The sequence below is a fragment of the Cryptosporangium sp. NPDC048952 genome (assembly GCF_043197895.1).
In the GTDB taxonomy this organism is placed as follows: domain Bacteria; phylum Actinomycetota; class Actinomycetes; order Mycobacteriales; family Cryptosporangiaceae; genus Cryptosporangium.
In genome coordinates this window covers 300,880-325,375 of sequence record NZ_JBICTY010000006.1, presented here as the reverse complement: position 1 = coordinate 325,375, position 24,496 = coordinate 300,880, and the positions used below count along the sequence as shown (strand labels likewise).

Genomic DNA, 24,496 nt, shown 5'->3' with positions numbered 1-24,496 from the left:
TCGTGTCGCCTAGGAACGAGGCATGGCCGACGAAGTGACTGTGCCTCTGCTGCCCTGCTCCTCCATCGACGACATCGAGACGTTCTACGTGGCGCTGGGCTTTCGCACCACGTACAAGCAGCGCAAACCGAACCCGCACGTGGTGGTCGAGCGAGAAGCGATCGGGCTGCACTTCTTCGAGATAGCAGGCTTCGACCCCGAGCAGTCGTACGGCTCGTGCCTGGTGGTGACGCCGGACGTCGAGGGCCTGCACCGTGCGTTCGCGGCGGGCATGCGCGCCACCTACGGCAAGGTGCTGGTTTCCGGCCTGCCGCGGATGACCCGCGCCCGGCCCCGGAAGAACTACGGCGGCGTGACCGGGTTCAGCGTCATCGACCCGGGCGGCAACTGGATCCGCGTCGTGCATCGGACGTCACCCGGGTCCGCGCCGGATGCCGAACGTCAGCCGCGAGCGGCGAACGTCGCCGGCGGCCGGCTGACCACGGCGTTGGCGAACGCGGTCGTGCAGGCGGACTCGCGGGGTGATACCGCGCAGGCGGTGCGGATCCTGGACACCGCGCTCGCCCGGCCGGACGCGACCGACGACCCCGTCGCGCTCGTCGAACTGCTGGCGTACCGCGCCGAACTGGCCCTTGTGCTCGGTGACAGCGCGACCGCATCGGCCCTGTTCAACCGCGTCGCGGCCGTCTCGCTCACGCCGGAGGAACGCGAACGCGCGGCCACCGCACTCGAGAACGCAGCAGATCTCGTGCAACCCGATTCGCCCCCACCTACATCTGCAGGGTGAGACCCGAGAGCAGGAGGTTCGGTGGCCACCGACGACGAGGCGTACCTGGAGTACGTCGACCGCGTCTTACCGAGTTTGCGACGCGTCGCATACCTGCTCTGCCAGGACTGGCATCGGGCCGACGACCTCGTCCAGGGCGCACTGGAACGGGTGTACCTGCACTGGGGAAAGGCCGCCCAGGCGCGGGAACCGATCGCCTACGCGCGGACGGTGCTGGTCCGTGTCTTCCTAGCCGAGCAGCGCACCGCGTGGACCCGCCGCGTGGTGCTGCTCGACCGGCCGCCCGACGTGGCCGGCGTCGCGTCCCCCGACGTGGCCGAGCGGCTCGTCCTGACCGACGCGCTCCGCGACCTGCCGCCGCGCCAGCGGGCCGTGCTGGTGCTGCGTTTCTACTGCGACCTCTCGGTCGAGCAGACCGCGGAGACGCTGCACTGCAGCCAGGGAACGGTGAAGAGCCAAGCCGCCCGGGGACTGGACAAGCTGCGCGAAGCCCTGACGGAGAACAACGCCGCCACGGCGTCGAGGAGTTGAGATGGACGACTACGGAGCCGGCTCGCTGCTGCGGACCCTCGTCGCCGACGAACCACCGCCCAGCCGGATCGACCCGCGACAGGTGATCGCGGGGGCGAAGCGCCGTCGGCTGCGGCGCCGGGTCGGCTGGCTGACGTCCGGCGCGGCGGTGATCGCGCTGGGGTTGGTCGTGGCCCTGCTGCCGCTGACGCGGACCGAGGATCCCGCCCCGGTCGCCACCGTTCCCGGGCAGTACAACCCCACAGCGCAGCACGTGTTCGACCCGACCAGGTTCACGATCGATCTGAACTGGCGCCCGGACGACGTGGTCGGCGAGGTGCACGAGTCCGCTACCACGTACCAGCGCATCACGCTGCTCCGGGACGACCTCGAGCCGCTCGCCTCGATCAGCACCAACGGAACCGGTCAGGTGCTGCCGGGCGACGAGTGGCCGTCCAAGAACGCGAAGAGCATTTACAACGACGGGAATCCGAGCCACTGGCTTCTCCCGGACGGAGCCTCGGACCGCAGCGGCCAGCTCTGGTGGTTCTGGGGGCCGACCGCCTGGGCGACCGTCGAGGTCTACGACTCGGAGAACCCCGTCGACCTGGCCGTCCGGCTGGCGCAGGCACTGCACACCGACGCGGACACGCTCGTGCGGATGCCGTTCGCCGTGCCGAAGCCGGCCGGGCTGAAACTGTCCCGAGCGGCGACGATGAGGGGCCCGGACGGCGTCTACGCGGGCGTCGTGAAGTTCAACGGCGACGGCCGGTGGCTGGGCGACGCCTGGGTCACGGTCTCGGCGACGAACGACCCCAAGACCGTGAAGTCGCGCGTCCCGTTCGTCCTGCCCGGTGACTCCGAGTACGACGCCGGAGCGGCGAACGCGGTCCCCGACGACCTCGCCACGGTGAAGAAGGGCGACGACATGGTCGGGGTGCTGTCGGTGGCCAACCCCGGGGCCGCGCCCCTGCTCGACGTCGACGGGCCGCGCCGGGTGGCGTCGACGGTGACGCTCGTCAACGACCCCGACGACCGAAAGAACTGGACGCGCCCGTTCGTGCGCTAGGGACGCAGCGCGAGGTGCGGTTTTTCGCAGTGAGGACGGTGGTCGACCGCATTACCGTCGGCCACCGTCCTTTTTAGCGTTCGGACGTGCGATTTCTCTACTTGGCCGGTGGCGCCGCGCTGTCGCTGTTCGCGATCAACGCCCGCTGGGACGTGGCGCTGGCGGCCTGGCTGTGCAACGTGTTGCTGCTCCGATTCGCCCGGCAGAGCCGCTGGTGGGTGGCGTGGCTCTGGCTGTGGCCGGTGATGGCGCTCGACGTCGTCGTCTGGCTGTGGCAGGCGGACCTGGCGAGCCCCGCGCTCTTCGCGATCGCCGGTGCGCTGAGCCTGGCGTTCACGCTGCCCTACCTCGCCGACCGGTTGGTCACGCCGGGCCTCCGGCGGTGGACCCTGCTGAGCACGCTCGTGTTTCCCCTCGCGAAGGTCGTCGTCGAGTTCGCGGTGTCGACGATGACGCCCGTCGGTGGCCTGTACGGCGTGCTCGGCGCCACCCAGCACGGCAACCTGCCGCTGGCGCAACTGTCCTCGGTGACCGGGATCTACGGGGTCACGTTCGTCGTGGCCTGGTTCGCCTCGGTGGTGGTGACCTGCTGGGACCGGCCGGCCCGAACCACGCTGCTGACTTACGTCGGAGTGATGGTCGTAATTTTTGCTGTTGGCGGGATCCGGCTGATCGGCGAGTCGCCGGGCGGGACCGTACGCGTCGCGGGAGTCGCGCCCGCACCGGCCGCGTGGAAGCAGACGATCGACGGGATCGCGCCGTACGAGTCGGTCGAAGAGATGAACGCGGCGGATCCCGCCGTGCTCCGGCGCGCGTTCGACCACGTCGTCGACGATCTGCTGGCCCGAACCGCCCGCGAGGCCGACGCGGGGGCGAAGCTGGTGGCCTGGCCGGAGTCCGCCGTGGTGACGATGGAACGTGACGAACCGGCGATGCTGGCCAGGTTCCGGGCCTTCGCCGAGCAGCACGGCATCTATCTGTCGGTCGGGATGACCGTCTACACCCGGGCCGCGCCATACGTGGACAACCAGTCGGCGCTGATCGCCCCGGACGGCACGCTGCTGTGGACCTATCGGAAGGCGCACCCGATCCCCGTGCTCGAACCGTACGAGCCCGGCGACGGCGTGGTGCCCACCGCGGACACCCCGTTCGGACGGTTCTCGGCGGTGATCTGCTTCGACGGGTACTTCCCCGCGCTGTTGCGTCAGGGCGGCGAGAAGCGGGTCGACGTCATGCTGGTGCCGTCGAACGACTGGCGGGGGATCGCGTCGCCGAACGCCCGCACGGCGCGGTTCCGCGCGATCGAAAACGGCTATTCGATCGTCCGGCCCGCGATGGAGGGGACGTCCGAGGTCGTTGATTCGCGGGGTCGGGTGCTCGCGTCCACCGACTACTTCCGGAGCGGCGCCGATCCGACGCTGGTCGCGTACGTGCCTACGCGTGGGACGCGGACGGTATACGGGACGGTCGGCGACACTTTCGCGTGGCTGTGCGTCGTCAGCGTGGCTGGGCTCGCAGTTCTTGGCCGTCCACGTCGGCCTGACCGTTCGTCGCCAGCCACGACAGGGCCTCGTGCAAGGCGTCCAGCGCGGAGTACCTCGGTGCGTAGCCGAGAACCGATCGCGCCCGGGTGATGTCGGCGGTGATGCTGCGTTCGATGTGGTCGCGGGTGATCGCCGCGTGCTCCGGCCCCACCCGGTCCTCGAACTCGTCCCATTCGACGAGGTCGAGCACCGGCTCACGACCGAACCAGGCCGCTGCCCCGGCGGCGAGCCCCCGCGAAGTCATCGCCTGCGGAGCCACCACGTGGAAGCTGGAACCGACTGCCGCCGGCGTCGTCAGGGCCTTTTCAAACGCCTGGGCGACGTCATCCGCGTGCACGTGGTGCAGCACGCCCAGCCCGAGCGCCGGGAGCGCGAGCGGCTCGCCCGTGGCCAGTCGTCGCCACACGTCGGGGTCGAGGTTCCCGGCCGGTGTGATGACCGGCCAGCCCGGGCCGGTGATGTGACCGGGGTGCAGCACGACTGTCGGAACGCCCGTGTCCTGCAGCAACAGCGCTTCGATGGCTGCCTTGCCCGCGCCGTACTCCCCGTAGCCGGTACGCGGTTCGTCCTCGGTGACCGGCACCCGCGCGACCCGTCCGTGCACCCAGATCGTTCCGCAGTGCAGCAGGAGCGGCCGGGTCGGGCGCAGCGCGTCGACCAGTTGCTGCGCCGACTCGGGGGTGAAGCAGATCAGGTCGACGACCGCGTCCGGGCGGAGCCCGGCAACGCGCCCCACGAACGTCCCGGCCGCATCCTCCGCGTCCCGGTCCACGGCCAGCCGCTCGACCGACTGCCACTCCGGAGCGTCGTGGTACGGCGCCCGCTCACCCCGGCTCATCGCGACGACCTCGTACCCGGCCCGCACCAGCCGCGGCACCAGGTAGCTGCCGATGTGCCCCGTCGCCCCGATCACCACTACTCGCCGTATGCCGCTCACGAGCCAGAGCGTAGAGCCTCGCCGCTCCAAGATCGGCGCGAAGGGCCGCGGGGAGGTCGGCGGCGCCTAAATTGTTGATATCTGTCGTCGGAAAGCTTCATCGCCTTCCAGGAGTGACTAATGGTGCGGAAGAGGCCAGTTTTTTTTCGGAGTTCTCGTCATTATCATCGGGTTTTGGCTGGTAGCGGCCTCACCATTGTTGCTCGAGGCCCTCGCGCGCTGGTTCCCGATCGACTGGGGTGTGGCAGGCAACATCGGACAAGCCTACGGTGTGGCGTCTGCTCTCTTGTCGACTTGCGCACTCATCGGGGTGATCGCAACACTTTCCGAGCAGCGCAAACAGACTGCGCATCAAGATCGTCAGCGCGAACTCACGATGGTGCGGATCGAGCGCGATCTGCACCATAACTTGTTGCATACGTCATCGACGGTCCGGCCACCTTCGCCCCGGTTATTTCCGGGTCCAAGTCTCTCGACCGTCGTGCGGTGAAGCGGCGAGTCTACACACAACTCTGGTTCAATTACGCCGCATCGAGATTCACCGTGGGCCAGATGGATCAAACAGACTTACGGGAGGAGTTTCTTCGCGGGATCTTCGCCGGAGAGTACGGGCGCGCATCGCGCCGACCGTACAAGCCGCGGGGGTTCCCGAAGCAGCGCGCTGGATGATCGATGGCGCGTTCGGAGTATGTCGAGAAACTCTGCCCAGCTCTCCGGACGAAAGGTGAGATGCAGATCAGGGTTCTGTGAATTCCGCAGCAGATCTTGTGTCGAATCAGCGTGCGCGCATATGCGCGCGGATCCTCCAGTTCTGCCCACCGACGACAGACGTCCAGGAAGGTGTCGTTGGCGGCGTCCATGGCGACGTCCTGGCTCGCGCCCATGGATAAGCCGATCTGAACAAAACGGCGCCCGATGTACTGAAGTCCCTCGATGCTGTCGGAAGACGATGCGGGCGGCGCGAGACAGCGGGGACACGACGAATGGCCGGCCGTCACGGGGCGGTCGGCTACCGGATCAGGGCGCCTGATAGCAGCGAGTTCTCGGGCCTACGACAGATTCCCGGGCCTACGACGCCCGAGCGTAGGCCCGAGAAGGCGGCGTAGGCCCGAGAACCTGTCGATATCAGGCGGCTGCGCGCGCCTGGTGCATCAGAGCCACGTAGCCGTCCTCCAGGTTCGGCGTGACCCGAACGGCGTCCGGAGTGGGCGCTTCGGCGGCGACGACGCGGTAGGTGACAGCGGAGCCGAGCGCGACAGCGGACACCACGGTGCCCGCGCTCGGTGGGAGCGGTCCGGCCTGCGTGACCTCCCAGGTACGGCCCTCACCGGCGGCGACCAGGTCCGACACCGGTCCCGTGTAGACGACCCGGCCCGCGGCCATCACCGCGGTCGTACCGCAGGTCTGGGCCACGTCCTCCACGATGTGCGTCGAGAGCAGCACGGTGCGGCCCGCGGCGATCGTGGTGAGCAGCGTGCGGAACCGGATCCGCTCCTCGGGGTCGAGTCCGGCGGTCGGCTCGTCGACGATGATCAGCGCCGGGTCCCCGAGCAGCGCCTGGGCGATGCCCACGCGTCGGCGCATACCGCCGGAAAAGCCCTTCAGCCGACGTCCGGCCACGTCGGACAGCCCCACGGTCTCCAGCAGTTCCGAGACCTGCCGGCGCCGGGCGGCGGTGTCGTCCAGACCTTTGAGCAGAGCGACGTAGTCGAGGAACTGCGCGGCGGACAGGTCCGGATACACACCGACGTCCTGCGGCAGGTACCCCAGCCGACGCTGGACGGCGAGCCGCCCGTCCCGGCTCGTGACGTCGTGGCCGCCGACGATCACCGTCCCCGACGTCGGGCGGATCACGCCGGCCAGCGTGCGCATGAGCGTCGTCTTGCCCGCGCCGTTGCTGCCGAGCAGCCCGAACATTCCGCCGGGGACGGTCAGGTCGACACCGCGCAGGGCTTCGACGCGGCGGAAGCGCCGGGTGAGGCCGGTGATCTCGATGGCGTTCACGGGAGGTCCCTCCAGCGGATGGCGGTCCGAATGACGAGCGGCAGCACGCCGCCGAGGACGAGAAGAACGACGCTGAGCGCGACGGTCGCGACGCTGACGTCGGGACGCAGGGCGCCGCCCGCCCCGGTGTAGAGCGCGGGAGCACCCATCAACCAGCTCGCGGCGTAGTCACCGACCGGCGCGAGCGGTGTGCCCGAGAGCGTCGGCATGAGTTCGGGGAAGGTCAGGTTGCCCCAGAACCAGTAACCGAGGAACAACACCCGGAACAGCGGCGCGGAGATCAGCAGCGGGCACACCAGCGCGAACCCGCCGACGAACAGCAGGCCGGGCAGCGTCACCAACACGAACGCGACGACCGCCCAGCCAAGGGCGAGCGGCGCGCCGCGGGTGACGGCCTCGTAGGCGCCGGCGGCCAGCAGCACTAGCAGCGACGGGGCCGCGGTGGCCGCGACCGACCCGAGGTACTTGCCGGTCAGCCGCGTGCCGAACCCGACCGGGAGGCTCTCCAGGATCGGTTCGACGTGCAGCCTGCGGTCGCGGACGCCCCGGTCGGCGAGGACCATTCCGGCGGCGATCGGCACCAGGAAGCCGAACAGGATCGCCCAGCCGGCCATGACCCGGCGGATGTCGGCGTTGTCTCCGGCGTGCAGCGGTCCGCGGTCGCCCTGCAGGACGACGAGGACGAGCGCGAGAACGATCGGCGCGATCCAGAGCGACACTTTACGGATCTGCATCACGAACTCGTAGCGCGCGCAGGCGATCATCGGTCCTCCTCGGTGAGCAGCTGCTCGGGGCGGCCGATGGCCCATGCGGCGCCGGCGGCGACGACCACCGCGACCGCGAGCAGCGTGAGGCGGCTTCCGGTCCAGTCCGGACCGATCCCGAGCCGCAGGGTGGGGAAGAGATAGAGCCAGGACAGGTGCTCGGTGAACGTGCTGACGAACAGCTGCTCGAGCAGCCAGAGGCCGCCGACCGCGGTGGTGGCCAGTGACACGCTGCGCGTGAGCCCCCCGACGACGACGGCGAGTGCGGTGAGCGCCAGCATCGGAGCGACCCACAGCAGGGCGCCCTGGGGTAGCGGGGGCCCGGCCCAGGCGTCGGCGGCGAGCAGGATCGCGCAGTAGGCGGCGGCGGCCAGGCCGGCGACCAGGAGCAGCAGGCCCAGCCGACGCAGCAGCGTCGCGCGGAAGCGGGTGGGCAGGGTCAGGTGCAGCTCGGTGACCGGATCACGGGCGACGATGCTCACCGCGACCAGCGAGACCGCCAGCGGCAGTACCGCCTCCGGGCCGACGAGGAGAAGTCGGTGCCGGTCGGCGCCGCCGAGCGCGGTGAGGGCCAGCGGGGCGATCAGCGCGAGCGGGGGCGTGACGAGCGTCGCCCAGCCGGTGCGGCTGAGTTCGTGTCGCCAGAGGGGGAGCGGTCTCATGCTCCTGAGTAGCTCCGTGGGTGGCGGAGGTTCACCGGGGCGAGGGCGATTGCTGCCGCGGTGAGGGTTGCTGCCACGGCCAACACGGTGACGTCGGTCGTCCACCAGCGGTCGACGACGGTGACCAGTGGTTCCCAGGCGCCCGGGGTTCTGGTGACGCAGCGCAGTCCCCACAGGGCGACGGCGGCGGACACGCCGGCGGTTGGGCGCCAGAGTACGGCGCCGACGACGCTCACGGCGCTGAGCAGCGCGAAGGGGCCCAGCCAGCTGCTCACCAGGGTGGCCAGCGTGGAGTTGCTGCTCAGGACGAGCGAGGCGAGGAGTGCGAGACCAGCGGTCCAGGTCGAGAGCACGGCGAGCCGGGCGAGGAGCACGGTTCGGGTCGACGTGCCGGAGGCGACGGTGAGCTCCGGGTCGTTGGCCGGGAGCGCGGCCAGCGCCAGTGCCCCGACGAGCGGGGCGATCAGTCCGATCAGGTCGGCCGCCCGCTGGTCCGGGCCGATCGCCGCCAGCGTGACGCCGAGCGCCAGCACCAGCGCAGTAGCGGGCCATACCGCCCGCGGCAAGATCCGCACCTGCGCCCCCACGAGCCGCACCGCCACCCCTGGCCGCCTTCCCAGCCGGCGAGCTGGGACGCCATAGCCGGGCACTGGCTGCGCTGCATCCCCGGCGCCGGGCTGTGCCGCGGCGGGGTGCGGTGTGGTGGCGATGCGCGCGGCAACAGCCGCGAACAGTTCCCGCCCGGGTGGGGGGATGGCTGCGGCTTCGGCGCGGATGGCTGCGGCGGTGACGCGCCAGGATTCGGCGTCGAGATCATCGGTGGGGTGCGTCATCGGCGTGCCTCCTCGGGCAGGGCAGCGGCCAGGGCGGCGCGGGCGAGATGCAGACGGCTCTTCACGGTGCCGACCGGAATCCCGAGCACCTCGGCGATCCCCGCCTGCGGGAGTTCGGCCCCGAACGCCAGCCACAGCACCTCGCGGTGTTGATCCGACAGCCCTCGCAGCGCGACCCGCACCTCCGCGACCTCCGCCCGCGCCAACGCCAACCGCTCGGGCCCCGGCGCCGCATCGGCCACTGCCAGCTCGCGCGTGTCGACCGGAGGCTCCGTCCGCCGCCGTAACCGACCCAGCGCTTGACGTCGAACAATGCCGAACAGCCAGGTGCGGACGGTGGAGCGGTGGGCGAAGCCGGACGCCTGCCGCCAGCAGGCCAGCAGCGTGTCCTGCACGGCCTCCTGCGCGGTCGACGAGTCGCCGAGCATCGAGACGGCGTACGCCAGCAGCGCCTGGCCGTGCCGCTCGTACAGCTCCTCGAGAGCGCGCTGGTCACCGCGGGCAACGGCGGTCAGCAGGGGCAGATCGCGGTCTTCCATCAAGTCCTGAGTAGCAGCCCGGACCGAAAAGGTTCACACCGCAGAGCGCAGACCCCGGTCGAGGAAGTCGACCAGCCAGGCGAAGCTCTCGTCGAGGTCGGTGTCGAGCTGGAACCCACCGGCGGCTTCCAGTACCGCGAAGCCGTGCAACAGGCTCCGGAACAGGCGCAGCGCGTGCACCGTGTCGGCCGGGTCGAGGTGGTACCCGGCCAGCGCCGCCGTCAGGAAACCGAGCGCCCGGTCGTCGTCGATCCGCACCAGCGTGGCGTAGCGGCCGGGGTGCTCGAGTACGTACGCCCGGGTCGCGTGGGCCGCGGCCGCGAGGGCGTCCCGGCCGGAACGGCCCTGCAGCCCGTCACGCAGGGCGTCGCCCACCTCGGTCAGTGCTAGGTCGGCGATCCGCCGGTTGAGGTCGGCCTGATTGCTGACGTGTTTGTACAGCGACGGCGCGCGCACCCCGAGCCGCTCCGCGACGAGGCCCATCGTCACGTTGGTGAGCCCGACCTCGTCGGCGAGCCCGGCGGCGGCCGCGACCACGGCCGCCGGGTCGAGCCCGACCCTAGGCACCGACGTGGGCCTTGAGGAACGGCAGCAGGAGGGCGACGGTCTCGTCGGGGTACTGGGTGTGCGGGTAGTGGCCCGCGCCGTCGATCACCTCGACCGTGCCGAGCCCGGCCGGTAGCGCGGCGACGATCGCCTCACCCTCGGAGCGCGGGTCGGTCCAGTCGGGGTCGAGCGAGCCCTCGATGATCAGCACGGGGCAGCGGACGTTGCCCAGCTGCTCGCCCGCGTCGGTGGCCGGGGTCTGGCCCATCTTCTGCAGCGCCTTCATCCGGCCGGGCTCGTCGAGCATGGCCTTGTTGGTGCGCAGCTGGGCGTTCCAGTCGGCCGGCTTGCGGCCGGGGAAGGCGTGGTCGAGGTAGCGGTGCCACCACTTCGTGCTGCCGAGGACCGCCATCAGCACCAGCCGGACCATGCCCTTGCGGTACCTCTTCGACCGCAGGGAGCCCAGGCTGATCGCCTGCGCGCGGGTGAACGGTGCGAGCTCGACGATGCCGGCGACCAGCTCGGGCGCCCGCGCTGCGGCGACGGTGGCCGCGCCACCGGAGATCGACTGGCCGACGAGCACGGCCGGGCCGCCGAGCCGGCGCACGACCGCGAGGAGGTCACCGGCGATGTCGGTGCGGGTGTAGGTGGACCAGACGGCGCTGGACTCGCCGCAACCGCGGAGGTCGACGTTGGCCACGCGGTAGCCGGCGGCGACGAGCTGGGGGACGACGAAGCGGTACGACTCGCGGCTGTCGCCCATTCCGTGGGCGAGCACGACCAACGGGCCGGTGCCGGTGACGTCGTAGGCGATCGTGCCGCCGTCGACGGTGAGGAACTCGGTCATGACAACCTCCGTGGTGTTGGCTAATGCGCTTAGCTAAAAGCTAATGCGCTTAGCTTTGGTTGTCAACCGGGCGCGGCGCGATACCCGGCCGCCACCCGCTTCGACTCGCGGCGGAGGGACTGGGCCGAGTCGAGCAGCGCTTCGAGCTCGGTGGACGCCACGGGCGTCACCGGCCCGGCGGCCAGCAGCGCGAGCGCGGAGTCGTGCTCGAACGTGAATACGCCCTCGTGGGCGCGGAGCCGGAGCGGGCCGGCGGGATCCAGCGCAGCGCTCGTATGCCGGTCACCTCCGACGGACGCAGAATCCCGGTGACGAAGGCCGCCAGGAAACCCGGCGCCTTCAGGCGATCGAGGACTTCCCACCCACTCGGGCGCAGCAGGACGCCGCGCGCACGTCGTGGGCTCAGCCACGCGTACGGCCTGACCTGGCGGGCCACGTACGGGCCGAACTCGTCGAAGGACGGTTCGGTGAGCGGCGGCAGCTCCGGCTCGACCGGGCTGTCCGGAACCGGCAAACTCCGGCGAGGGACGCGCCGGTCACCCAGGTCGAACGCGACGCCCACCAGCCCCGCCAGGCCGGCGGGCACCCCGATCAGAGCGCTGACGACGGTCCAGTCCGTATCGACGATCGTGCCGTTGAGTGCCCAGATCGCAGCCAGGTGCCACACGCCACGAGCACGACGACCGGCCACCGACGCCACGCCGGTGGGGCGGGCTCGGCCGCGGGTGCCCAGGCCGCGAGCGCCGCGAGCAGCGTCACCGCGTCTGCGCGCTTGAGGCCGAGCCGCACCCGCCCGCCGTCCGGCAGCGTCAGACGGAGGTCGGTGTCGCCTACCGTCTCGTCGTCGACGACAGTTCCGCTGACCGCGCGGACCCGGGCGCCGGACAGGTCGACCCGGGTCCGGCCGAACATGCTGCGCCAAACGGCACGACCGGGGGAGACGTGCAGCCAACCGACGCGCGTCCGACCATCGTCGCCGAGATGCAGCTCGGTCCGCCAGCGGACCGTCTTCCCGTGCACCACCTGACGCTGCCGTCGATGGGTTCCCACGCGGAGAGTATGGGCCGCCGAGAACCGTTCGGGGCTTTCCTTCGATGAAGGGGTGTCAGCGGTCAACGAAGGGTGGGCCCCATGAAAGGCAGTCTGAACATGGTCGGCTACGGCCTGGCCACCATCGGTCCGGGCATCGCGATCGGCCTGATCTTCGCCGCGTACATCGCCGGCGTGGCGCGTCAGCCGCAGGCCCGCGGCACGCTGCAGAGCATCGCGATCCTCGGTTTCGCGCTCGCCGAGGCGCTGGCGATCATCGGCATCGGGCTGGCGTTCGCGATCCCGAGCTGACCGGCGTCACCACGCCACTTCGCAGCTCTCGAGCCCGAAGATCGCGTGGGACGCCCGGAACTCGGCGTGCACCTCACGCAAGCCCGGGAATCGGCGGAACAGTGCCGGGTAGGCGATCCGCAGCTCGATCCGGGCGAGCGACGCTCCCAGGCAGTGGTGCACGCCGTGCCCGAACGCGAGGTGACCGATCTCGCCGCGGCTGACGTCGAGCTGTTCGGGGCGCTCGGCGGTGGCGGGGTCGCGGTTGGCCGCCGCCAGCGAGCACAACACCATCTCTCCGGCCGGGATCCGGGTGCCGCCGAACTCGACGTCGGTCACCGTGGTGCGGAACGCGCCGGTGTGGACGATCGAGAGCCAGCGCAGCAGCTCCTCCACCGCCGGAGCGACGGCTTCGTCGTCGTTCCGGACCCGCGCGAGCTGGTCGGGGTTGCGGAGCAGCGCGAGCGTACCCAACCCGAGCATGTTCGCGGTGGTCTCGTGCCCGGCGATCAGCAGCAGTCCGGCGATGCCGATGAGCTCGTCGGTCGAGAGGTCGTCGCCGTGCTCGCGGATCAGCGAACCGAGCAGCGCGTCGCCAGGGTTCCGCTGCTCCCGCTCGACCAGCGACGCCATGTACGCGCGCGACTCGTCGCCCAGCCGGCGGCGCTCCTTCGGCGGTTTGCTGACGTCCAGCAGGTCACGCGTGCGTTGCTGGAACCCGTCGCGGTCGCGGTAGGGGACGCCGAGCAGCTCGCAGATCACCAGCGACGGCACCGGTAGCGCGAACGCCTCCACCAGGTCGACGGGTGGGCCGCTGTGCTCCATCGCGTCGAGGTGCTCGTCGACGATCTCGCGCACCCGCGGTTCGAGCGCGCGGATGCGTCGGACGGTGAACTCCGCGGTCAGGAAGTGGCGCAGGCGGGTGTGGTCCGGCGGGTCGAAGCTGAGCAGGTTGCCCGCACGGAGCCGGGCGAGCTCGTCGTCGTCCAGGTCCTCGAAGCCGGGGAAGTCGCGCAGCCGTCGGGCATTGCTGAACCGCGCGGTGTCGGAGAGCACCTCGCGGACGTCGTCGCGCCGGGAGACCAGCCAGGCGTCGACGCCGAACGGGGTCCGGACCTGACACACGCGGGGAGCATCGATCAGGTCGGGGACCGGATCGAAGCCGTTCCGCGCCATGTACATGGGTAGTTCCGGCGGGCGGCGCAGCGTCGACTGACTCATAAGCCAGATTTACACCCTTTGGGGTGCGAATTGCTCTTGGCGGCACGCACAACGCGAAGCGGCCCGGACGATGATCGTCCGGGCCGCTTCAGCGGTAGCGGGGGCAGGATTTGAACCTACGACCTCTGGGTTATGAGCCCAGCGAGCTACCGAGCTGCTCCACCCCGCGCTGTGTGCCCAACGTTAGCTCGCTCTTTCCCGGATGTGCAAATCCGCTTCGGGCGTGGCTGAAAGTCGCCATCCGAATGCACTTGGTTGCCGGAAGCACCTACCGTCTTGCCTCATGCCGCCCGCGTATCCCTCGCCGCCCCCCAACCAGCGCGGAGTGGTGTCGGTCGTCGAGAACGTGCAGTTCTTACTCACCGCACCCTCCGGACCGGTCGCGCCGCGCCCGACCGGCGCCGTCCTGCTCGCCGGCGCGATGGCCTTGAACACGGTGCTCGTGGGTGCCTTCGGCGTTCTAGCCCTGTTCGGCGGGGCGTGCGGGATCTTCATCGGGATCTGCTTCTTGGCACTGGCGGTGATCTACGCCGGCGTCCTGCGCGGTGTGTGGATCGGCGAGGAGACCGCCCTGCGGCTCGTGCCGCGTACCGTCGTACTGGCGGTCGTGGTGGTGGGCAGCGCGATCAACTACACGTTCAAAGTCCTCCCCGGCGGGAACGGGAACGTGTGGGTCGCAGTCGCACTGTGGAGTGCGGCGATCATCACCGCCGCTCCGGTGCTGCTGTTCACGATCCGCCCGTTCGCCCAGCCGATCCGCGAGTTCATGGCGGAGACCGGCCGGCTCCGGGGGCGGTGAAACTGGGCCGGCGTCATGGTCACAGAAACGCATGGGACGAAGTACGGTTGCGGCGTGTCGCTGAAAGCTGATCTGACCAGCACAGACCTTGCAGAGATCCGGCAGTCCGCGCTGGGCGCGGCCGACCCGCTCGGTATCGCCGCCGAGCTGGCCGCCGCCGTGGACGCCGGTCGCCTGTCCGACCCGGACGATGCCGGGCCCGCGCTCGTGCTCGCCGCCGAGATCGCCGAGAGCCGTTCGAAGCTCGACGCCGGTCTGCGGTACGTCGACCGGGCCCTGGAGACCTACGGCAAGAGCGACGACGGCCCCGCCGCGGCCGCGCGTGCTCTCCGGGCCCGGCTCCTGTTCCGCGCCGGCCGCGAGGACGAGGCGCTCGCCGAAATCGAGCCCCTGCGCCCGCTACTGACCCAGGACACGGAAGCGCCGGCCTACATCAGCGTGGCGCTGGCCGTCGGCGGACGCGCCCGGCTGGCCGAGGAATGGCTGACCGAGGCCGTGCAGGAGGTGCTCGCCGAGCGCGAGGGCCCCGAGCCGACCAGCGCGGAGGACGCCGGCCTGCTGTTCTTCCTGCTGCAGCAGCGCCACCGCATCCGCCACGCCCTCGGCCGCCAGCACGACACGCACGACGTGCTCGCCGAGCGGCTCGAGACCAAGCTCGCCAACGCCAACGCGCAGGCGGCCGCTGCCGGGTCGTCCGACGACCTGCTGTTCTGGCCGCAGGCCGAGTTCGAGACGCTGGTGACGCGCTTCCCCGCGCTGACCGAGGTGTACGGCGCGGACTGGGACGAGCACCGCGCCCGCCTGGAGCGCGAGCTGGTCCGGCGCTCGGGTCCGGACGTGGTGCTGGTGCCCGGCACGGTGGCCGGCCTGGAAGCGGCGGGTGACCCGTCCGACGCGAAGACCCGGGCGGACTACGTGAGCGCCAGCACCGACCACATCAGCTGGCCGCCCGAGCGCAACTCCCCCTGCTGGTGCGGCTCCGGCAACAAGTACAAGAAGTGCTGCCTGCCGCGTTCACGCGGGTGAAAGTTCGGATCGGGGTAGGCACCGGCACGCTGCCGGCGGGAGCACTGGCGCGGCTGGTGGCCCGGCTCGAAGAGCTGGACGTCGATTCGCTCTGGCTCTCCGAGCAGCTCTCGGCCCCGTCGGTGGACCCGATGACCGGCATGGGGTGGGCCCTGGCCCGCACCGAGCGGTTGAAGGTTGGCACCGGTGTGGTCGTGCTGCCCGGCCGGAACCCGATCCTGTTCGCGGCGGAACTCGCCACGCTCGCACTGCTCGCGCCCAAGCGGGTGTTACCCGCTGTCGGTCTCGGGCCTGCCCGTGCGAGCGAGCGTGGCGCGTTCCCGGTGCCGCCGGGGAAGCGGGGTGCGGTCTTCGACGAGGCCCTGACCGTGGTGCGGCGCCTGCTGGCCGAGCCCGCCGTCACCTTCCACGGCGACTACTTCTCGTTCGACGACATCGGGCTGGGCGAGCGACCGGTCCGCCCGCCGGACATCTGGCTGGGTGGCGCGGTGCCGGCGGCCCTGGAACGCGTCGGCCGGTTCGGTGACGGGTGGCTCGCCAGCAGGCAGACGGTCGCGGAGGCGGCGGCCGGCATCGGCAGCATCAACGCGGCCGCCGAGCGGGCCGGGCGGGCCATCGAGCAGGACCACTTCGGGTTGAGCCTGCCGGTGGCGTTCGGCTCGCTGCCCGCCGAGACCGCGGCCGCGATCCGTACCCGCCGGCCGGACGTCGATCCGGCCGAGCTGGTGCCGGTCGGCTGGCCGGCGATCACGGCCACGATCGGGCGGTACGTCGAGGTCGGCATCACGAAGTTCGTGCTCTACCCGGTCGTGGCGCTCGATCGGTGGGACGCGTTCCTCGACGAGTTCATGGACTACGCCAAGCCCCTCGAGACCTAGGCGATATCGGTCGTGAGGGCCAGCGCGTGTCCGGCTTCGACGTCGTTGGTGAGCGACTCGATCCTGGCCCTGGCCAGGCCGTAGGAGTCCGAACCGAGCAGCTGGTGCAGCGGCGCCTTGCCCGACACGGCGACGTCGATGATCGCTGCCGCGGCCTTGACCGGGTCACCGAGCTGGGTGCCGGGCATCGCCAGGTGCGCCTCGGTCATGTCGCGGATGGCGTCATAACCGTCTTTGGTCGTGACCGGGAGCCCGATCGAGGAGCCGCGCAGGAAGTCGGTTCGGGTGTAGCCGGGCTCCACGAGCGTGACGTCGATGCCGAACTCGGAGACCTCGGCGGCCAGCGACTCGGTCAGCCCTTCGAGCGCGAACTTGGCGGCGCTGTAGAGGCCCCAGCCGGGGAACGCGGTCAGACCCAGGATCGACGAGATGTTGACGATGTGGCCGCTGCCGCGCGTCCGCATCGCCGGCAGCACTGCGCGCAGGACGTTCCAGACACCGAAGATCTGGACGTCGAACAGTTGCCGGGCTTCGGCGTCGGTGACCTCTTCGACCGCGCCCAGGAAGCCGTAGCCGGCGTTGTTCACGACGACGTCGATCGCGCCGAACCGCTCGGCGGTGGTCGCGATCGCCGCGGTGACAGCGGATTCGTCGACGAGGTCCAGCTCCAGGGCGAGGAGACGGGAGCTGTCGATCGGGCCCAGCGCCTTCTCGAGTCGCTCGATCGAGCGGGTGGTGGCTGCCACGTTGTCGCCGCGGCGGAGGAGCTGGCTGACCAGTTCCAGGCCGAGGCCGCGGGAGGTGCCGGTGACGAACCAGGTTCGTGGATTCATGGTTCGATCGTGCGATCGCGCCGGTTCCCGGACCACGGGTGAGCTGGCCCAGCCGTACCGGGGAACGGCATGCCCACCCAGCCTCTGGGTCTCGGCGCATCGGCGAGCGATCATCGGGGTGTGGCGGATCACCTGGGCGAGTTTCTGCGGACGTGCCGAGCCGGCACGACGCCGGAGTCGGTCGGCATCGCGCGGCTGGATCCGCCGCACGGGCGGCGGGTGCGGGGGCTGCGGCGCGAAGAGGTCGCGCAGCTGGCCGGGGTGAGCGTCGACTACTACACGCGGTTGGAGCAGGGACGGCACCAGAAGCCGTCGGACGCGGTCGTGGACGCGTTGGCCCGGGTGTTCCAGTTGGAGCCCGCGGGGCGGGCGCACCTGGCTGATCTGGCTCGTCCGGGGCGGAGCCGGGCCGGGAAGCTACCGGTGCAGCGGGTTCGGCCGGCGATGCGGCAGATGATCGCGTCGATGACCGAGCAACCGGCGTTGATTCTCGGGCGCCGGACTGATGTGTTGGCGTCGAACGCGCTGGCTGACGCGTTGCTCACGGAGTGGGGGCGGTTGGTGCCGCGGCACCGGAACTACGCGCGGTGGATGTTCCTGGATCCCGCTGCCCGCGATGCGTTCCTCGACTGGCCGGTGGTGGCTGCGGAGGTCGTCGGGACGGTTCGGCTCTACGCCGGGCGGTTTCCGGATGATCCGCAGCTGAACGAGTTGGTCGGTGAGCTCACGATCAAGAGTTCCGAGTTCGCGAAGTGGTGGAGTGATCATCGGGTGCACGAGCGCACCCATGGGGTGAAGCGCATGATGCACCCCGTGGCCGGGGCGATCACGCTTCGGTACGAGGCGCTCGAGTTGCCTGGCGACGACGATCAGACGCTGTTCGTGTACACGGCGGATCCGGGGAGCCCCTCGCAGGAGAACCTGCGCCTGCTCGGCCTGTTCAGCGGGTGACGTGACCACCCCGGTACGCCTAGGACGAACTGTCGAGGATGTCGTCGAGCCGGACGTTCGGATTGTCCTTGGTCACCGACGACAACCGCCACGGCGACGGGAACACCGCGAGCAGCGCTCCGTCCCGCGTCCGGGTGAACACCTCCACGCCGGGTGCCCTCTCCAGCGCGGGCACGCCGGCCGCGTCGGTGCGGCGGGCCAGCTGGTAGGGCAGCGGGTCGAGGACACCGGGTGCGCCGAACTCCTGGGCCAGCCGGTGCAGCGCGACGTCGAACTGCATCGGTCCGACTGCAGCCAGTACCGGCGCCTGCTCACCGCGCCGGTCGGAGACCAGCACCTGGACGACGCCCTCCTCGTCGAGCTGGACGACACCGCGCCGGAACTGCTTCACCCGGCTGAGGTCCTTCGGCCGGAGCACGGCGAAGTGCTCGGGCGCGAACGCGGGCAACGGCGGGAAGGTGACCGCGCGGCCGGTGTAGAGCGTGTCGCCGACGCGGAGCGCGGAGGCGTTGACCAGCCCGACGACGTCACCCGGGTAGGCGATGTCGAGCGTCGAGCGCTCCTGGCCGAACAGCGAACTGGCGTACTTCGTGCTGAACGGGCGACCGGTGGTGGCGTGGACGACCTGCATGCCCCGGTCGAACCGGCCGGAACACACCCGTACGAATGCGATCCGGTCGCGGTGCGCGCGGTCCATGTTCGCCTGCACCTTGAAGACGACGCCGGAGAAGTCCGCTTCGACGGCCCGGGTCGAGCCGTTGGCGGTCGGCCGGGGGCCGGGGGAGGGCGCCAGGTCGACGATGCCGTCGAGCAGGTGACGCACCCCGATGTTGGAGACCGCGCTGCCGAAGTAGACCGGAGTGGTCTTGCCGGCCAGGAAGTCGTCCGGCTCGTGGTCGGCGCCGACGCTGCTCAGCAGGTCCAGCTCCTCGACCGCCGTGCCGTAGGCCGCGTTGTCGCGCAGCGTGGCGGGGTCGAGCACGCTCTCCTCCGCGGCGGTGACGCCACCGGCGGCCCGCGAGAACCCGACGACCTCGTCACCACGGCGACGGTCGATGATTCCGTCGAGCTCACCGGCGATGCCGACCGGCCAGGTGATCGGCGTCGGGCGGATCCCGAGGCGTTCCTCCACGGCATCGAGCAGCCCGAGCGCGTCCTGGCCGGGCCGGTCCCACTTGTTGATGAACGTCACGATGGGGATTCCGCGGTGCCGACAGACGTCGAACAGGCGCAGTGTCTGTGGTTCGAGGCCTTTTGCTGCGTCGAGCAGCATGATGGCGCAGTCGACGGCGGTCAGGACCCGGTAGGTGTCCTCGGAGAAGTCGGCGTGGCCCGGCGTGTCGACGAGGTTGAGGACCGTGTCCCGGTAGGTGAAGCGGAGCGCGGCCGACGTGACCGAGATCCCGCGCTCGCGCTCCATCTCCATCCAATCGGAGGTCACGCCACGGCGACTCGCCTTGCCGTGCACCGCCCCGGCCTGCGTGATGGCGTCGGCGTGCAGCGCCAGCGCTTCTGTCAGCGTGGACTTTCCCGCATCGGGGTGGCTGATGACGGCAAAAGTCCGCCTGCGGCGGGCTTGGATGACGACGTCCGGGTCGGACACCAAATCCCTACTTCCAGAACGTTCGCTGACCAGATACCGAATGGCCAGGGTACGCGGGTGCGGCAGATCCGGCTCATAGCCGGGTCCACAGCGAGGCCAGGGTGGCCGCGCCGGCCAGCAGGACGTCGATCGAGATCCGTTCGTCGCTGTCGTGCCAGCGGTCCTCGGGCAACCCGGTGCCGAACAGGACGACCGGTGCGTCGAGCGTCCTGCCGAGCAGTTCGGTGGGGCCGCCGCCGGCGTTACCCATCCGCCCGGGACGCTTGCCGAACCCGTCCTCCATCGCGTCGGCCAGCGCCAGGACGGCAGGGTGGTCGTCGGCGATCCGGTAGGGCTCCTGCCCGGTCTCCTCCGACACCGTGAGCTCGTACTCGACCGCACTACTGAGGTTCTCGGCGACCCAGCGCCGGATCTGGTCGGCGACGGCCGCGACGGTCTGGTCGGGGACGATCCGGAAGCTCACGAGCGCTGTCGCCTCGGCGGGAACGACGCTGCGGGGCACGCCGATCGGGTCGCCGCCGATGATGCCGATCACCTCGACGGCGGGGCGCGCCCAGAGCTGCTCGAGCACGCTGTAGCCCTGCTCGCCGGCGATCGTGCGGCTCTCCGACCGCGTCAGCCAGTCCTCCTCGGTGAACGGCAGCGCCGCGTAGGCTTCCCGCACCCCGTCGGGCGGCTCGACGACGTCGTCGTAGAAGCCGGGCAGCGTGATTCGGCCCTTGTCGTCGAGCAGGTTCCCGAGCAGTTGCGCGAGAGCGATGATCGGGTTCGGCGCCGGTCCGGAGACCGCGCCCGCGTGGATGTCGCGCAGTGGACCGAACACGCGCAGCGTCGCCAGCACCATGCCGCGGGCGCTCGTGCAGACCGCCGGGTGGTCGGCGCGCCAGAGCATGGTGTCGGAGAAGACGACCAGGTCCGCGTCGAGACGATCCCGATGCTCTTCGATCAGGTCTTCCAGGGTTCCGCTGCCGACCTCTTCCTCGCCTTCGACCAGAAACTTCAGGTTGACGGCCGGCGCGTCCCGTCCGGTCGTGGCGAGGTGGGCGCGGATGCCCCAGAGGTGGGCCAGCACCTGGCCCTTGGCGTCGGAAGCTCCGCGGCCGTAGACGCGGCCGTCGCGCACTGTCGGCTCGAACGGCGGCGTCTCCTCCCATTCGTCGTCCTTCACGGCGCGGACGTCGTGGTGGCTGTAGATCAGCACGGTCGGTGCCCCCGGGGCTGCGCACCACTCCGCATAGACGGCGGGAGCGCTCGGCGGTCCCCAGACGTCCGTGACCGGGAACCCGACGTCACGCAGCGCGCCGGCCAGCCAGTTCGCCGAGCGGCGCAGGTCGATCTCGTGTTCCGGCAGTCCGGCGACCGACCGTAGCCGCACCCACCCGACGAGCTCGTCGAGAATCCGGGCCCGATGAGCACCGAGAAAGTCGGAAATATTGGTCATACCGCTATGTTCCAGCTCAGGCGGGGAGACACGGTCGGATCGGCTCGGCGCGCCGAACGCCACTCCACGATCAGCCAGACGACGCCGATCAGCGCGATCAGCCCGAGGCCCGCCCATTCCAGGACGGGCATCAGCCGGGCCTGCGCCGCGCTCGGCTGCACCAGCCAGCCGCTGTTCGTCGGCGTGTACTGCTCGCCGCGCGTCAGGATCAGCGTCCCGCGGACGGCGATGCTGTGCATGGCGTCCCACAGCCCGTGCAACAGGGCGACGCCGACGAAGGCGGCGAGCAACCGCCCGGTCAGCGTGAAGCGGTGGCGGGAGCTGGCGCGGAAGAGCACTCCGCCGACGAGCGCCGTCCACAGGCCGTGGCCGACCGGGGCGAGGAGCCCGCGGAGCAGCTCGGTCTTGACGAGCGCGGCCAGTGACAGGCCGTCGGTGGTGAAGAGGGCGGTCAGCGCGTAGCCGGCCGACTCGAACGCGGCGAACCCGAACCCCACGGACGCACCGAGGATCATGCCGTCACGCACGCTCTTGTGTGCCAGGTGGCGGGTGACGAACGCCAGCGCGGCGAGCTTCACACCCTCCTCGATCGCGCCGACACCCAGGAACAGCCACCACGAGGGCCGCAGCAGGAACGACTCGAGCACCGAGGCGCCGAGGATGCCGATCACGCCGCCGACCACGAACGTGGAGAACAGCAGACCCGCGGTGAGTTCGCCGGTGTCGGTGTGCTGCCACGCCCAGACGACGAACGTCACCGGAACCAGGAAACTGCCGAGCAGGACGACGGTGGGGATGAGGTTGGTGTTGCTCGTCAGCACCGTGACGGCCACGGTGGCGACCCAGAGCGCGAGGCCGGTGAGCCCCACCCGCACCCACGGCCGCCGGCGGCGGGATCCACGTAACGACGCTGTCATGGCATGCCCTCCTCGGGGTGGTCGAGGGCCTGGCTTCCCGAGGTCGGCCGCGGGAAACGTCGCATTCACTGTCGAAAGTGAGGGCTCCGGCTGCCGTTCGTCCATGGTGGCCGCGGTACGCCGACGGCGAGGTTCGGTGCATGCGAATCTCCACGCTCTTCGCCGCCGCGCTGATGCTCGCCGTCACCGCGCTGCCCGCTGCGGCGTCGGCGGTCCAGCCGGCCACGTTCACGCTTCCGCACCCGACCGGCCGGTCCCCGGTCGGCGTCGTCGATCTGCACCTGGTCGACGAGGGGCGCCCCGACCCGTGGGTGGCCGGCCGGACCCGCGAGCTCATGACGAGCATCTGGTACCCGGCGGCCACCGCGACCGGCCCGCGCGCCCCGTATCTGCAGCCGGCGGTGGCCGCCACCCTGGACAAGTCGGGGGCGCTGGACGTCATCCGGCCCGGCACCGTCGACTGGGCCGGCCCCCGTACCGACGGGTACGTGGCGGCACCGCCCGCCACCACAGTGGGCGCCAGGCCCGTCGTCCTGTACTCACCGGGCTTCGGTGTCCCTCGGGTCCTCGGCACCACGATGGCGCAGGAACTGGCCAGCCGCGGATATGTCGTCGTGACCGTCGACCACACCTACGAAAACGCGCCGATCGCGTTCCCCGACGGCCGGGTGACCGGCCAGCAACTCCCTCCCGCCAGCCCCGAGCGGCTGAAGAAGGCCCTGGCGGTGCGGGTCCAGGACACCCGCTTCGTGCTGGACGAACTCGCCCGGATTCGCCGCGGACACACAGCGCTCGGACGCCTGCTCGACCTGGACCACGTCGGCATGTTCGGGCACTCGGCCGGCGGCATCGAGGCACTCGAGACCATGCGCGTCGACCGTCGCGTCCGGGCGGGCGTCGATCTCGACGGCACGCTGCAGTACGCCGAGGGCGACTTCGTGCGGGTGGCCACCACCGGGCTGGAACGGCCGTTCCTGCTGATGGGCGCAGGGGCTTCGCAGACGCACCGGACCAACCCCTCGTGGCGGTCGCTCTGGACCCGCTCGACCGGGAAGAAGCTCGACGTCAACGCACCGCTGGCCGGCCACTACTCGTACACCGACCTCCAGACGGTGCTGCCCCAGCTCGACCAGGTGCTCGGCATCCCACCGGCTGCCCGGGCGGGCTTCATCGGCACCGTCGACCCGGCCGGGATGCTCGCGGCCCAGCGCGCGTACCTGGTGGCGTTCTTCGACGAGCACCTGCGGGGGATCCGCCGTCCCGCGCCGCAGTTCCCGGACCTGCGGCCCGTGGGCTGAAAGAAATTCGGACGGAGGTGTCCGATCGGGGTGGCCGTGTTCGTAGCGGGGGTGAACAGTCACCCAGCAGAGGGAGTCACACCGTGAGCCGCACCGCCCGTCGCATGTTCGAGCTGCTCGAGCCGATCTGTCTGGTCACCTATTTCGCGGACGAGTGCAACGAGGAGATGGCCGCGCTCGGTCACCGCACCTACTGGGACGGCTACTTCGCCAGCCGCGCCGCGCCGCTGGGGCGGGTGTCGGCGGAGGTCGTGCACGCGGCGTTCTACAGCTTCGCCGAGGGCGAGGCCGCCCGGCACATCCCGAGCGCGTGGGAGACGATCCCGGCCAAGGCGTCGGTCGCCGCGCGGGAGCGGGGGAGCGCGGCGTCGGTGCGGCGGATCCTCGGCGAGGAGCTGGCCGGTTCCCCGGGCCTGGTGCGCGCCGCCGACCTGACCACCAAGGCCGCGACGAGCGCGCCCACCGCGGGCCGGGTCATGTACGCCGGAATGCGCACGCTGCCGCTGCCGAGCGACCCGGTCGCCCGGCTGTGGCACTCCGCGACGGTGCTCCGTGAGCACCGCGGGGACGGGCACGTCGCGGCTCTCGTCGGGGCGGGCATCGGAGGCACGGAGGCGCACGTGCTCTCCGCGCTCGACCTGGGCATCTACCCGGCGGAGACGTTCGGGCGCATCCATCACCTGCCGACGGAGCGCTTGGCCGCGGTCATGGACGGCCTGCGCAAGCGCGGGCTGATCGACGCCGACGGGCGGTTCACCGACGCCGGCCGCGAGACCAAGCAGAGCATCGAGGACCTCACCGACGAGCTTGCCGCCCCGCCGTACGACGCTCTCTCCGCCGCCGAGCTGGACGAGTTGGTCACCGAGCTCGAGCCGATCACCGCGGCGCTGGTGGCGGTCGGGTCACAGTGACGCATAGGTCGGCAGTCGCCGCCCCGGTCCTCGGTGGCGAACCGCGCGGCGAGCTCGGGTCGATTCCCGGCGGGGGAGACTTCGCCCGGGGGCTCCACGAGCTGAATTTCCTCGTCGCCTCCGGTGTGCCGGAGAAGGACGCCCGGATGGCGCTGATCGTCGACGGCCTGGCACGCCGCACCGGGCGCTGACAGCGCGCTGAGAGGGGCTGGCAGCGACGTGTGCGCGAGCTGACGGCGGCTGGGATCAAGCTCAT

General features: G+C 70.8%; 26 protein-coding genes, 1 tRNA gene and 2 pseudogenes. 13 read left to right on the top strand and 16 right to left on the bottom strand.

Annotation, left to right across the window (positions count from 1 at the left end):
* The first annotated feature begins 22 nt into the window (after positions 1-22).
* The 4 genes and pseudogenes from ACGFY5_RS31935 to ACGFY5_RS31920 form a co-directional block, all read left to right on the top strand.
* Positions 23-787, top strand: a complete 765-nt coding sequence (locus ACGFY5_RS31935) for a VOC family protein (RefSeq protein ID WP_392725675.1) — start codon at positions 23-25, stop codon at positions 785-787.
* 21 nt (positions 788-808) lie between these two features.
* On the top strand, positions 809-1,318 hold the full coding sequence (locus tag ACGFY5_RS31930) for a SigE family RNA polymerase sigma factor (RefSeq protein WP_392725673.1): 510 nt from the start codon (positions 809-811) through the stop codon (positions 1,316-1,318).
* Between the two features lies 1 nt (position 1,319).
* Positions 1,320-2,366, top strand: a complete 1,047-nt coding sequence (locus ACGFY5_RS31925; RefSeq protein WP_392725671.1) for a hypothetical protein — start codon at positions 1,320-1,322, stop codon at positions 2,364-2,366.
* 86 nt (positions 2,367-2,452) lie between these two features.
* A pseudogene (locus ACGFY5_RS31920) lies at positions 2,453-3,778 on the top strand (nitrilase-related carbon-nitrogen hydrolase); the annotation flags it as partial.
* 85 nt (positions 3,779-3,863) lie between these two features.
* Here ACGFY5_RS31920 and ACGFY5_RS31915 read toward each other — a convergent pair.
* Positions 3,864-4,847 (bottom strand): NAD-dependent epimerase/dehydratase family protein, encoded by a 984-nt coding sequence (locus ACGFY5_RS31915; RefSeq protein ID WP_392725668.1) that lies wholly within the window; start codon positions 4,845-4,847, stop codon positions 3,864-3,866.
* Positions 4,848-5,088: 241 nt separating this feature from the next.
* On the opposite strand from ACGFY5_RS31915, the pseudogene ACGFY5_RS31910 reads away from it, so the two are divergent.
* Positions 5,089-5,516 (top strand): annotated as a pseudogene (locus ACGFY5_RS31910) (DUF6082 family protein).
* Between the two features lie 456 nt (positions 5,517-5,972).
* On the opposite strand, the gene ACGFY5_RS31905 reads toward ACGFY5_RS31910, so the two are convergent.
* From ACGFY5_RS31905 to ACGFY5_RS31865, 9 genes are all read right to left on the bottom strand, one after another.
* The gene (locus ACGFY5_RS31905; protein WP_392725667.1) at positions 5,973-6,851 is read right to left on the bottom strand and encodes an ABC transporter ATP-binding protein; all 879 of its coding nucleotides are present in this window, start codon (positions 6,849-6,851) and stop codon (positions 5,973-5,975) included.
* Positions 6,848-7,615 carry a hypothetical protein gene (locus ACGFY5_RS31900; RefSeq protein ID WP_392725665.1) on the bottom strand — a complete coding sequence of 256 codons (768 nt, stop codon included), beginning with the start codon at positions 7,613-7,615 and terminating at the stop codon, positions 6,848-6,850. Before ACGFY5_RS31900 ends, ACGFY5_RS31905 begins: the two co-directional genes overlap by 4 nt.
* The gene (locus ACGFY5_RS31895) at positions 7,612-8,277 is read right to left on the bottom strand and encodes a hypothetical protein (RefSeq protein ID WP_392725663.1); all 666 of its coding nucleotides are present in this window, start codon (positions 8,275-8,277) and stop codon (positions 7,612-7,614) included. The genes ACGFY5_RS31900 and ACGFY5_RS31895 overlap by 4 nt, the downstream gene beginning before the upstream one ends.
* The gene (locus ACGFY5_RS31890) at positions 8,274-9,110 is read right to left on the bottom strand and encodes a hypothetical protein (RefSeq protein ID WP_392725660.1); all 837 of its coding nucleotides are present in this window, start codon (positions 9,108-9,110) and stop codon (positions 8,274-8,276) included. Before ACGFY5_RS31890 ends, ACGFY5_RS31895 begins: the two co-directional genes overlap by 4 nt.
* Positions 9,107-9,649, bottom strand: a complete 543-nt coding sequence (locus ACGFY5_RS31885; RefSeq protein WP_392725658.1) for an RNA polymerase sigma factor — start codon at positions 9,647-9,649, stop codon at positions 9,107-9,109. Before ACGFY5_RS31885 ends, ACGFY5_RS31890 begins: the two co-directional genes overlap by 4 nt.
* A 33-nt stretch (positions 9,650-9,682) precedes the next feature.
* Positions 9,683-10,216, bottom strand: a complete 534-nt coding sequence (locus ACGFY5_RS31880; protein ID WP_392725655.1) for a TetR/AcrR family transcriptional regulator — start codon at positions 10,214-10,216, stop codon at positions 9,683-9,685.
* Entirely contained in the window at positions 10,209-11,042 is an 834-nt protein-coding gene (locus tag ACGFY5_RS31875) for an alpha/beta fold hydrolase (RefSeq protein ID WP_392725652.1), read from the bottom strand. The genes ACGFY5_RS31880 and ACGFY5_RS31875 overlap by 8 nt, the downstream gene beginning before the upstream one ends.
* Before the next feature lie 166 nt (positions 11,043-11,208).
* Complete coding sequence (locus ACGFY5_RS31870; RefSeq protein ID WP_392725649.1) at positions 11,209-11,709, bottom strand: hypothetical protein; 501 nt, start codon at positions 11,707-11,709, stop codon at positions 11,209-11,211.
* A complete protein-coding gene (locus tag ACGFY5_RS31865; protein WP_392725648.1) occupies positions 11,634-12,092 on the bottom strand; it encodes a hypothetical protein in 459 nt (152 codons plus the stop codon). Before ACGFY5_RS31865 ends, ACGFY5_RS31870 begins: the two co-directional genes overlap by 76 nt.
* An 81-nt stretch (positions 12,093-12,173) precedes the next feature.
* Between ACGFY5_RS31865 and ACGFY5_RS31860 the strand changes: the two genes are divergently transcribed.
* Positions 12,174-12,383, top strand: coding sequence for a F0F1 ATP synthase subunit C (locus ACGFY5_RS31860; RefSeq protein ID WP_392725646.1), 210 nt, complete (start codon positions 12,174-12,176; stop codon positions 12,381-12,383).
* 6 nt (positions 12,384-12,389) lie between these two features.
* Here ACGFY5_RS31860 and ACGFY5_RS31855 read toward each other — a convergent pair whose 3' ends face one another.
* Together ACGFY5_RS31855 and ACGFY5_RS31850 are read right to left on the bottom strand one after the other, a co-directional pair.
* On the bottom strand, positions 12,390-13,583 hold the full coding sequence (locus ACGFY5_RS31855; RefSeq protein WP_392725643.1) for a cytochrome P450: 1,194 nt from the start codon (positions 13,581-13,583) through the stop codon (positions 12,390-12,392).
* A gap of 95 nt (positions 13,584-13,678) precedes the next feature.
* Positions 13,679-13,752 (bottom strand) — tRNA-Met (locus ACGFY5_RS31850).
* A 114-nt stretch (positions 13,753-13,866) separates the two neighbouring features.
* On the opposite strand from ACGFY5_RS31850, the gene ACGFY5_RS31845 reads away from it, so the two are divergent.
* From ACGFY5_RS31845 to ACGFY5_RS31835, 3 genes are read left to right on the top strand one after another with little or no spacing between them, the layout of a single operon-like run.
* Complete coding sequence (locus ACGFY5_RS31845) at positions 13,867-14,382, top strand: hypothetical protein (RefSeq protein ID WP_392725642.1); 516 nt, start codon at positions 13,867-13,869, stop codon at positions 14,380-14,382.
* A gap of 54 nt (positions 14,383-14,436) precedes the next feature.
* The gene (locus ACGFY5_RS31840; RefSeq protein WP_392725641.1) at positions 14,437-15,408 is read left to right on the top strand and encodes an SEC-C domain-containing protein; all 972 of its coding nucleotides are present in this window, start codon (positions 14,437-14,439) and stop codon (positions 15,406-15,408) included.
* Complete coding sequence (locus tag ACGFY5_RS31835) at positions 15,405-16,286, top strand: TIGR03854 family LLM class F420-dependent oxidoreductase (RefSeq protein ID WP_392725640.1); 882 nt, start codon at positions 15,405-15,407, stop codon at positions 16,284-16,286. Before ACGFY5_RS31840 ends, ACGFY5_RS31835 begins: the two co-directional genes overlap by 4 nt.
* Here ACGFY5_RS31835 and ACGFY5_RS31830 read toward each other — a convergent pair.
* Positions 16,283-17,119, bottom strand: a complete 837-nt coding sequence (locus ACGFY5_RS31830; protein ID WP_392725639.1) for an SDR family NAD(P)-dependent oxidoreductase — start codon at positions 17,117-17,119, stop codon at positions 16,283-16,285. The genes ACGFY5_RS31835 and ACGFY5_RS31830 overlap by 4 nt on opposite strands.
* A gap of 120 nt (positions 17,120-17,239) precedes the next feature.
* On the opposite strand from ACGFY5_RS31830, the gene ACGFY5_RS31825 reads away from it, so the two are divergent.
* Positions 17,240-18,070, top strand: coding sequence for a helix-turn-helix transcriptional regulator (locus ACGFY5_RS31825; protein WP_392725637.1), 831 nt, complete (start codon positions 17,240-17,242; stop codon positions 18,068-18,070).
* A gap of 19 nt (positions 18,071-18,089) precedes the next feature.
* Here ACGFY5_RS31825 and ACGFY5_RS31820 read toward each other — a convergent pair whose 3' ends face one another.
* From ACGFY5_RS31820 to ACGFY5_RS31810, 3 genes are all read right to left on the bottom strand, one after another.
* A complete protein-coding gene (locus tag ACGFY5_RS31820; protein WP_392725634.1) occupies positions 18,090-19,673 on the bottom strand; it encodes a peptide chain release factor 3 in 1,584 nt (527 codons plus the stop codon).
* 73 nt (positions 19,674-19,746) lie between these two features.
* Positions 19,747-21,114 carry a M20/M25/M40 family metallo-hydrolase gene (locus ACGFY5_RS31815; protein WP_392725631.1) on the bottom strand — a complete coding sequence of 456 codons (1,368 nt, stop codon included), beginning with the start codon at positions 21,112-21,114 and terminating at the stop codon, positions 19,747-19,749.
* Positions 21,111-22,031, bottom strand: coding sequence for a PrsW family intramembrane metalloprotease (locus ACGFY5_RS31810; RefSeq protein ID WP_392725629.1), 921 nt, complete (start codon positions 22,029-22,031; stop codon positions 21,111-21,113). The genes ACGFY5_RS31815 and ACGFY5_RS31810 overlap by 4 nt, the downstream gene beginning before the upstream one ends.
* A 140-nt stretch (positions 22,032-22,171) precedes the next feature.
* Between ACGFY5_RS31810 and ACGFY5_RS31805 the strand changes: the two genes are divergently transcribed.
* The 3 genes from ACGFY5_RS31805 to ACGFY5_RS31795 all read left to right on the top strand — a co-directional run bounded on the left by ACGFY5_RS31805 (position 22,172) and on the right by ACGFY5_RS31795 (position 24,431).
* The gene (locus tag ACGFY5_RS31805; protein ID WP_392725626.1) at positions 22,172-23,329 is read left to right on the top strand and encodes an alpha/beta hydrolase family protein; all 1,158 of its coding nucleotides are present in this window, start codon (positions 22,172-22,174) and stop codon (positions 23,327-23,329) included.
* 104 nt (positions 23,330-23,433) lie between these two features.
* The gene (locus ACGFY5_RS31800; RefSeq protein WP_392726362.1) at positions 23,434-24,240 is read left to right on the top strand and encodes a MarR family transcriptional regulator; all 807 of its coding nucleotides are present in this window, start codon (positions 23,434-23,436) and stop codon (positions 24,238-24,240) included.
* On the top strand, positions 24,237-24,431 hold the full coding sequence (locus ACGFY5_RS31795; RefSeq protein ID WP_392725623.1) for a hypothetical protein: 195 nt from the start codon (positions 24,237-24,239) through the stop codon (positions 24,429-24,431). Before ACGFY5_RS31800 ends, ACGFY5_RS31795 begins: the two co-directional genes overlap by 4 nt.
* Positions 24,432-24,496: the final 65 nt, after the last annotated feature.

What these genes read in the sequence shown, in the direction of transcription:
- ACGFY5_RS31935 (WP_392725675.1), top strand. Translation starts at nt 23, where the DNA reads ATGGCCGACGAAGTGACTGTGCCTCTGCTGCCCTGCTCCTCCATCGAC.
- ACGFY5_RS31925 (WP_392725671.1), top strand. Translation starts at nt 1,320, where the DNA reads ATGGACGACTACGGAGCCGGCTCGCTGCTGCGGACCCTCGTCGCCGAC.
- ACGFY5_RS31900 (WP_392725665.1), bottom strand. Translation starts at nt 7,615, where the DNA reads ATGATCGCCTGCGCGCGCTACGAGTTCGTGATGCAGATCCGTAAAGTG.
- ACGFY5_RS31895 (WP_392725663.1), bottom strand. Translation starts at nt 8,277, where the DNA reads ATGAGACCGCTCCCCCTCTGGCGACACGAACTCAGCCGCACCGGCTGG.
- ACGFY5_RS31890 (WP_392725660.1), bottom strand. Translation starts at nt 9,110, where the DNA reads ATGACGCACCCCACCGATGATCTCGACGCCGAATCCTGGCGCGTCACC.
- ACGFY5_RS31885 (WP_392725658.1), bottom strand. Translation starts at nt 9,649, where the DNA reads ATGGAAGACCGCGATCTGCCCCTGCTGACCGCCGTTGCCCGCGGTGAC.
- ACGFY5_RS31875 (WP_392725652.1), bottom strand. Translation starts at nt 11,042, where the DNA reads ATGACCGAGTTCCTCACCGTCGACGGCGGCACGATCGCCTACGACGTC.
- ACGFY5_RS31860 (WP_392725646.1), top strand. Translation starts at nt 12,174, where the DNA reads ATGAAAGGCAGTCTGAACATGGTCGGCTACGGCCTGGCCACCATCGGT.
- ACGFY5_RS31855 (WP_392725643.1), bottom strand. Translation starts at nt 13,583, where the DNA reads ATGAGTCAGTCGACGCTGCGCCGCCCGCCGGAACTACCCATGTACATG.
- ACGFY5_RS31845 (WP_392725642.1), top strand. Translation starts at nt 13,867, where the DNA reads ATGCCGCCCGCGTATCCCTCGCCGCCCCCCAACCAGCGCGGAGTGGTG.
- ACGFY5_RS31830 (WP_392725639.1), bottom strand. Translation starts at nt 17,119, where the DNA reads ATGAATCCACGAACCTGGTTCGTCACCGGCACCTCCCGCGGCCTCGGC.
- ACGFY5_RS31815 (WP_392725631.1), bottom strand. Translation starts at nt 21,114, where the DNA reads ATGACCAATATTTCCGACTTTCTCGGTGCTCATCGGGCCCGGATTCTC.
- ACGFY5_RS31810 (WP_392725629.1), bottom strand. Translation starts at nt 22,031, where the DNA reads ATGACAGCGTCGTTACGTGGATCCCGCCGCCGGCGGCCGTGGGTGCGG.
- ACGFY5_RS31805 (WP_392725626.1), top strand. Translation starts at nt 22,172, where the DNA reads ATGCGAATCTCCACGCTCTTCGCCGCCGCGCTGATGCTCGCCGTCACC.
- ACGFY5_RS31800 (WP_392726362.1), top strand. Translation starts at nt 23,434, where the DNA reads ATGTTCGAGCTGCTCGAGCCGATCTGTCTGGTCACCTATTTCGCGGAC.